The sequence below is a fragment of the Streptomyces sp. NPDC029296 genome (assembly GCF_055569255.1).
In genome coordinates, this window is the sequence record NZ_JBVHXT010000008.1 from 49,131 (window position 1) to 57,088 (window position 7,958).

Below are 7,958 nucleotides of genomic sequence, written 5' to 3' on the forward strand. Positions count from 1 at the left end.
ACACACACGAAGGTGTGAATCGTGTTGACTCGGTTCACACGCTCTGCTGTTATTGACCCAGCGAACGAGCGGTCACCGGAGGGGGAGGCCGCCGCATTCGGGGAGGGAATCGTCATGGGCATGAAGGCCAAGGTCGCGATCGGCGCGGTAGTGGGGCTCGCCGTCATCGGGGCCGTGTCCGCCACCGTCGGCAGCGACGACAAGGACGGTGGTTCCGGCGGCGGCGCCAAGGCCGGTTCCTCGGCCTCGGCCGGGCACCGGCCCGGTGACGGCGGCAAGGAGGCGGACGGCTCGAAGGGTTCGGGCGCCGCCAAGGCCGCCGAGGAGAAGAAGGCCGCCTTCGGGGGCGACGGCGAGTACCAGGTCGGCACCGACATCAAGCCGGGGACGTACCGGACGACCGGCAACACCGACGACATGTGCTACTGGGAGCGTGCCAAGGACGCCTCCGGCGAACTGGACTCCACGCTCGCCAACGACAATGTGAGCGGCACGAGTTACGTGACCATCAAGGCCACCGACAAGCTGTTCAAGTCCAACGGCTGCTCCGACTGGGAGGCCGTCGACCCGAAGGCGAAGGGCACGCCCGCCACCTCCATGGACGGCGACGGGGGTATGTTCAAGGTGGGTACGGACATCGCGCCGGGCACCTACAAGTCGGCCGGGAACGCCGACGACTCCTGCTACTGGGAGCGCAGCAAGGACGCCGACCAGGGCCTGGACTCGATCATCGCCAACAACAACGTGACCGGCACGGCCGTGGTCACCATCAGCGCCTCGGACGGCTACTTCAAGACGACCGACTGCGGCGACTGGAAGAAGGCCTGACCCCGTTTGCCCACCCCGGCGCGGGGACACTCACCCCGCGCCGGCGCCGCACCACCCCCCACGACCCCAGCACCCGCACCACCCACGCCCCACCACTCACCCCCGTACCACTCACCCCGGAGCCCCCCGGCTCCCCGCTCATCAGAACACCTCTCTCAGCAAGGAACCGTCATGCGTCGTACCGCTTTTGCCGCTCTCTGTCTCGCCGCCGCGGCCACCGCGGGACTCACCACCGGCTGCCAGTCGGGGAACGACTCGGCCGACAGCAAGCCGAAGGGCCCGTTCGCCGGGCTGAGCGGTAGTGAGATCGCCGAGCGCGCGATGAAGACCACCACCAGTGCCTCGTCCCTGCGCCTGAAGGGCCAGGTCCCCGACGACGAGAGCAAGGGCATCATCGAGATCGACATGGCGCTCGACAAGAAGGGCCGCTGCGCCGGCACGATGAGCATCGGCGGCGAGGGCAGGACCGATCTGATCAAGACCGGCAGCACCGTCTACATGAAGTACGACGAGAAGTTCCTGCGCGCCCAGAGCGAGGGCGAGTCCAAGGAGGACACCGACGCGGCCGTCGACATGCTCGCCGGCAAGTGGACCAAGATGGCCGTGAAGGGCCAGGACGCCAAGGACATCGCGAGCTTCTGCGACCTGGACACGATCCTCGGCGACGTGAGCGACGGCGACACGGAGGCCACCCGCGGCAAGACCACCAAGGTCGACGGCACGCCCGCGATCGTCCTGCACGAGAAGGACGGCAAGGACGACTACACGGCCCACGTGGCGACCGAGGGCAAGCCGTACCTGCTGCGGATCGACAGCGGGGCCAAGGCCAAGGAGCAGATACACCTGGCGTTCGGCGACTACGGCCGTCCGGTCCCCGCGGACAAGCCCGCGGGGAAGATCATCGACCTGGACTCGCTGTAAGGGCCGGTACGGGGCCGGGCCCGGCGCCGGGTCACCGCGGGTGCCGGGCGCCGGCTTCCCCGGTCAGCGGGCCCGGAAGCGTTCCGGTGCCCGGGTCGGGTTGCCGCCGGTGGGCAGCTTCTGGTCCGGGCAGCCGGCGAGGACCTTCTTCATGGCCGACTGTTCGGCGGCGGTGACCCACAGGCCGTACTTCTTCTTGACCGCGACCTGGGCGGCGACATACCCGCACCGGTAGCCCTTGTTGGGCGGGAGCCAGGTGGCCGCGTCGCCGTCGCCCTTGCCGCGGTTGGTGCTCGCGTCGACCGCGAGCAGGTTGAGCGGGTCGTTGGCCAGGGCGATGCGCTTGGCCGCGTCCCAGTACTTGGCGCCCTTCTGCCAGGCGTCGGAGAGGGCCACGACGTGGTCGATGTCGACCTGACTGCGGCCGCGCCGGTAGGTGATCTCCTTGCCGGAGTAGGGGTCGGGGTCCAGCAGGCCGGCGGAGACCTTGCAGGTGCCGCCGGTGAACCTCACGTTCTTCAGGTCGCGTTTGAGGATGTCGTCGCGGGTGTCGCAGGAGTTGGAGTCGGTGTCCGCCCAGGCGGTGCCGAACCGGTCGCGGGAGTAACCGGTCTTCGGCGCGCGTCCCTTGACGGTCAGTGCGCCGGCGGCGGACAGGGCCGCGCCCCCGCCTCCGGTCTCCTCGGGCCCGGCGGCCCCCTTGCTCTGCTCGGCCGTACAGCCGGTCGCGGCGACCAGCATGGCCACGGCGGCGACCACCCCGCCCCTCAGACGCGTCACGGTGCGTCCCCCTTGCTCGTGCTGGTCCGCCCGTCGGGAGCGGGGCGGATCGTTCCGCTCCCCACGGTAACTTCCCGTAGCCGTCCAGCAGATGGGGCCTCATCACCTGATAGGGCGACACATACCGTTTTGTCCGTCGGGCAAGTCCCGCTTGACCTTGTCATTGGCGTCAGGGTCCGACGATCCCCGCATGACCGAGAACAGCACCCCCGGGAACCAGCCCTCTCGTACCGTCCTCGTGACCGGCGCCGGCACCGGCATCGGCCGGGCCACCGCGCACGCGTTCGCCGCCGAGGGCGCCCGGGTCGTCGCCGTCGGCCGTCGGGCGGCGCCGCTGGCCAAGACCGCCGAGGGGCACCCGCGTATCACTCCCCTGTCCGCCGACCTGACCGCCGAGGACGGGCCCGCCTCCGTGGTACGGGCCGCGCTGGAGCTCCACGGCCGGATCGACGTGCTCGTCAACAACGCGGCCGTCGTCACCGACGACTCCCTGCGCAGCTACACCCGCGCGTCGGTACGGCCGCTGCTGGAGACCAACCTCCTCGCGCCCGTGCTGCTCACCCAGGCCGCGCTGCCCGCGCTGGAGGAGAGCCGGGGCGTGGTGGTGAACGTGACGACGTCGGTGGGCCAGCGCGGCTGGCCCGGCAACTCCCTGTACGCGGCGGGCAAGGCCGCCCTGGAGGTGCTGACCCGCGGCTGGGCGGTGGAACTGGCGCCGCACGGCATCCGGGTGGTCGCCGTGGCCCCGGGCGCCATCGACACGCCCATCGCCGAGCACAGCGGGTACTCGCCCGAGCGGCGGGCCGCCGTGCGCCGGTGGCAGCTCGACCACACCCCGCTCGGCCGTATCGGCCGCCCCGAGGAGGTCGCCTGGGCCATCACCCGGCTCGCCTCCCCGGGCGCGTCGTTCGTGACCGGCGTGGTGCTGCCGGTGGACGGCGGCGCGGTCGTCTCCTGACCCGGCCCGCGCCCGGGGACCCGCCCGGGTCCGCCCGCCCACGAGGACGTTCCCGCCCCGTTCACCGGGGGGCGGCGTCCGCCTCCCGCAGGGCCGCCGCCAGCCGGTCCCGCAGCCGGGTCTGGGCCGCGATACGGGCGTCCAGAACGGCCAGCCGGTCCCGGGCGACCCTCAGCCCCGCGGCCGAGGCGGGGCCGGCGGTGACGTCGCCGTCCAGGCAGGGCAGGAACACCCGTACGTCGTCCAGGGTGAGGCCCGCCGTCAGCAGCCGGCGGATGTTGCGGACCCGGACGACCGCCCCGGCGTCGTACTCCCGGTAGCCGTTGGCCGCGCGCGCGGAGGTGATCAGGCCCTGCCGTTCGTAGTGGCGCAGGGCGCGCGGGGTCGTGCCGGTCGCCTCCGCCAGCTCACCGATCCGCACGCGCGCCCCCGGTCCCGTCCGCCACCCGTCGATCCCCTCCGCCGGGCGCCCCGCGCCGCCCCCGTCGCCGCACACCCCGCGCCGGGGCCGGACAGGCCCTAGCCCAGGACCGAGGTGAGGAACTCGCCGACCCAGGCCAGCAGTTCGCGGCCGACCAGCGGCTTGCCGCCGACCTTCGCGGTCTTCGGGCGCGGGACCAGCACCTGGTGGGCGGTCGGCTTGATGACCGTGCCGGGGTAGAGCCGCTTGAGGCGCAGCTCCTGCGACTCGCGCAGCTCCACCGGCGCGAAGCGGATGTTGGTGCCCTGGAGCACGATCTCCCCGACGCCGCAGGCGCGCGCGAGCATCCTGAGGCCGGCCACCAGCAGCAGGTTCTCCACCGGTTCGGGCAGCTTGCCGTAGCGGTCGGTGAGTTCCTCGCGGACGGCCTTGACGTCCTCCTCGCTGTTGGCGGAGGCGATCGAGCGGTACGCCTGCAGGCGCAGGCGCTCGCCGGGCGCGTAGTCGTGCGGGACGTGCGCGTCGACGGGCAGCTCGATCTTGACCTCCAGCGGCGGCTCCTCCTCGATCCCGCCGGTCTCCAGCTGGCGCCGGTAGTCGGCGACGGCCTCGCCGACCATGCGGACATACAGGTCGAAGCCGACGCCGGCGATGTGGCCGGACTGCTCGCCGCCGAGCAGGTTTCCGGCGCCGCGGATCTCCAGGTCCTTCATCGCGACGTACATGCCCGCGCCCATCTCGGTGTGCTGGGCGATGGTCGCGAGGCGCTCGTGCGCGGTCTCCGTCAGCGGCTTCTCCGGCGGGTACAGGAAGTAGGCGTACCCGCGCTCGCGGCCCCGGCCGACCCGGCCGCGCAGCTGGTGCAGCTGGGACAGGCCGAAGGTGTCGCCGCGCTCCACGATCAGGGTGTTGGCGTTGGAGATGTCGATGCCGGACTCCACGATCGTGGTCGACACCAGCACGTCGGACTTCTTCTCCCAGAAGTCGACCACGACCTGTTCCAGCGCGGATTCCGACATCTGGCCGTGGGCGGTGGCGATGCGCGCCTCGGGGACGATCTCGCGGAGCCTGGCCGCCGCGCGGTCGATGGACTCGACGCGGTTGTGGATGTAGAAGACCTGGCCCTCGCGCAGCAGTTCGCGGCGGATGGCGGCGCCGATCTGCTTCTCCTCGTACGGCCCGACGAAGGTGAGCACCGGGTGGCGCTCCTCGGGGGGCGTGGTGATCGTGGACATCTCGCGGATGCCGGTGACCGCCATCTCCAGGGTGCGCGGGATCGGGGTGGCGGACATCGTCAGCACGTCGACGTTGGCGCGGAGCTTCTTCAGCTGCTCCTTGTGCTCGACGCCGAAGCGCTGCTCCTCGTCGACGATGACCAGGCCGAGGTCCTTGAACTTGGTCTCGGAGGAGAACAGGCGGTGGGTGCCGATGACGACGTCCACCGAGCCTTCCTTCAGGCCCTCCAGGACGGCCTTGGCCTCGGTGTCGGTCTGGAAGCGGGACAGGGCGCGCACGTTGACGGGGAACTGCGCGTACCGCTCGGAGAACGTGCCGTAGTGCTGCTGGACCAGCAGGGTGGTGGGCACCAGGACGGCGACCTGCTTGCCGTCCTGTACGGCCTTGAAGGCGGCCCGCACCGCGATCTCGGTCTTGCCGTAGCCGACGTCGCCGCAGACCAGGCGGTCCATGGGGACCGACTTCTCCATGTCCTCCTTGACCTCGGCGATGGTGGTGAGCTGGTCCGGGGTCTCGGCGTAGGGGAAGGCGTCCTCCAGCTCGCGCTGCCAGGGGGTGTCGGTGCCGAAGGCGTGGCCGGGGGCGGCCATGCGCGCGCTGTACAGCTTGATCAGGTCGGCGGCGATCTCCTTGACGGCCTTCTTGGCGCGGGCCTTGGTCTTGGTCCAGTCGGCGCCGCCGAGGCGGTGCAGGGTGGGTGCCTCGCCGCCGACGTACTTGGTGATCTGCTCCAGCTGGTCGGTCGGGATGTACAGCCGGTCGCCGGGCTGGCCGCGCTTGGCGGGCGCGTACTCCACGACCAGGTACTCGCGGGTGGCGCCCTGCACGGTGCGCTGCACCATCTCGATGTAGCGGCCGACGCCGTGCTGTTCGTGGACGATGTAGTCGCCCGGCTCCAGGGTGAGCGGGTCGATGGTCTTGCGGCGGCGGGCCGGCATGCGGGCGCCCTCGCGGCCGGCGGTGCGCTGCCCGGAGAGGTCGGTCTCGGTGAGCACGGCGAGCCCCAGCGCGGGGTCCACGAAGCCGTACTCGATGGAGCCGCAGGAGACGTGCACCACCGACGGGCTCAGTTCGCCGAGGTCGGAGTCGAGGCGGGCGGCGATGCCCTCGCCGCCGAGCACCTCCACCGTGCGGGCGGCCGGGCCGTGGCCCTCGGTGACGAACACCGTGCGCCAGCCGTCGGCGAGCCAGCCCTTGGTGTCGGCGAGGGCGCGCGCGGTGTCGCCGCGGTAGGACTCGGGGGCGCGCATGCCGAGCTTGAGGGTGTCGGCGTCGCCCGCCGCGTCGGCGTCGGCGGCGAACGGGGAGACCGACCACCACATCATGTCCAGCTCGCGTGCGCGGTCGCGGACGTCGGCGATGGACCACAGGGAGGCCGCGCCGACGTCGATGGGGGCCTCGCCCCCGCCGGCGGTGGCCGCCCAGGACGCCTGCAGGAACTCCTGGCTGGTGGCGACGAGGTCGGCGGCGCGGGTGCGGACCCGCTCGGGGTCGCAGACGACGGCCATGGCGCCCTCGGGCAGCACGTCGAGGAGCAGCTCCATGTCGTCCACCAGGACCGGGGCCAGGGATTCCATGCCCTCCACGGCGATGCCCTCGGCGATCTTGCCGAGCAGTTCGCCCAGCTCGGGGTGGTCCTCGGCGAGGGCACGCGCGCGGGCGCGGACGTCGTCGGTGAGCAGCAGCTCGCGGCAGGGGGGCGCCCACAGGCCGTGTTCGGCGACTTCGAGGGAGCGCTGGTCGGCGACCTTGAAGTAGCGGATCTCCTCGACCTCGTCGCCCCAGAACTCGATGCGCAGGGGGTGTTCCTCGGTGGGCGGGAACACGTCCAGGATGCCGCCGCGCACGGCGAACTCGCCGCGCTTCTCGACCAGCTCCACGCGGGCGTAGGCGGCGGCCGCGAGGGCTTCGACGACCCCGTCCAGATCGATGCTCTGGCCGGTGCGCAGGGCCACCGGTTCCAGGTCGCCGAGTCCCTTGACCTGCGGCTGGAGCACGGAGCGCACGGGGGCCACGACGACGGAGACGGGGCCGGTCTCGGGGTCGTCGGGGCGGGGGTGGGCGAGGCGGCGCAGGACGGCGAGGCGGCGGCCGACGGTGTCGCTGCGCGGGCTGAGCCGCTCGTGCGGGAGGGTCTCCCAGGAGGGGTACTCCACGACGCCCTCGGGCGGCAGCAGGGAGCGCAGGGCGGCGGCGAGGTCCTCGGCCTCGCGGCCGGTCGCGGTGACCGCCAGCACCGGGCGGCCGGCGTCCCGGGCCAGGGCGGCGACGGCGAAGGGGCGGGCCGCCGGGGGGCCGACCAGGTCGACGTGCGGGCGGTTGCCGTCCGCTGCCGCGCGCATCGCTTCCGCGAGGGCGGGGTCCTTGACGACGGCGTCGAGCAGACCGTGCAGGCTCATGGAGGCTTTTTCCGTCCAGGGGGTCGGCAACACGAAGGGCCCGACTCGTGCGACGGGCCGGGGCTGTCCAGCGTACGACGGTGTCGGCGGCCGTGCGGGGGCCTGTGGACAACCTCGGGCCCGGCCTTGTGGACAACTCCTGGGCCGCGGGCACGGAAGGTGCCCGCGGCCGGGGGTGCCCGCGTCGGGCGGGTGGGCCCGTGAACACGCGGGGCGGCGCCGGGAGGCCCTGGTGGGCTTCCCGGCGCCGGGCGCTTCCCCGCGGCCCCCGTGTGCGGTGGCCGTCGTCCCGGGGGGGGGGGGGGGGGGGGGGGGGGGGGGGGGGGGGGGGGGGGGGGGGGGGGGGGGGGGGGGGGGGGGGGGGGGGGGGGGGTCGTAAAGGGGGGGGGGGTTTCCTCCGGGTGCGAGTGCGACG

Annotated in this window: 6 protein-coding genes; 3 read left to right on the plus strand and 3 right to left on the minus strand. The window is 72.8% G+C overall.

All coding sequences use genetic code 11. The features are described from left to right. Window positions 1–114: 114 nt before the first annotated feature. The gene (locus tag ACZ4W9_RS09075) at window positions 115–828 is read left to right on the plus strand and encodes a hypothetical protein (RefSeq protein ID WP_467934260.1); all 714 of its coding nucleotides are present in this window, start codon (window positions 115–117) and stop codon (window positions 826–828) included. A 171-nt stretch (window positions 829–999) separates the two neighbouring features. Then, window positions 1,000–1,749 (plus strand): hypothetical protein, encoded by a 750-nt coding sequence (locus tag ACZ4W9_RS09080; protein ID WP_467934261.1) that lies wholly within the window; start codon window positions 1,000–1,002, stop codon window positions 1,747–1,749. A 63-nt stretch (window positions 1,750–1,812) separates the two neighbouring features. On the opposite strand, the gene ACZ4W9_RS09085 is transcribed toward ACZ4W9_RS09080, so the two are convergent. Continuing rightward, window positions 1,813–2,529, minus strand: coding sequence for an HNH endonuclease family protein (locus ACZ4W9_RS09085; RefSeq protein ID WP_467934262.1), 717 nt, complete (start codon window positions 2,527–2,529; stop codon window positions 1,813–1,815). A 190-nt stretch (window positions 2,530–2,719) separates the two neighbouring features. Between ACZ4W9_RS09085 and ACZ4W9_RS09090 the strand changes: the two genes are divergently transcribed. Further along, the gene (locus ACZ4W9_RS09090) at window positions 2,720–3,487 is read left to right on the plus strand and encodes an SDR family NAD(P)-dependent oxidoreductase (RefSeq protein ID WP_467934264.1); all 768 of its coding nucleotides are present in this window, start codon (window positions 2,720–2,722) and stop codon (window positions 3,485–3,487) included. Window positions 3,488–3,548: 61 nt separating this feature from the next. On the opposite strand, the gene ACZ4W9_RS09095 is transcribed toward ACZ4W9_RS09090, so the two are convergent. Then, window positions 3,549–3,908, minus strand: coding sequence for a MerR family transcriptional regulator (locus tag ACZ4W9_RS09095; RefSeq protein WP_467934265.1), 360 nt, complete (start codon window positions 3,906–3,908; stop codon window positions 3,549–3,551). 98 nt (window positions 3,909–4,006) lie between these two features. Next, entirely contained in the window at window positions 4,007–7,543 is a 3,537-nt protein-coding gene (gene mfd / locus ACZ4W9_RS09100; RefSeq protein ID WP_467934266.1) for a transcription-repair coupling factor, read from the minus strand. Window positions 7,544–7,958 lie beyond the last annotated feature (415 nt).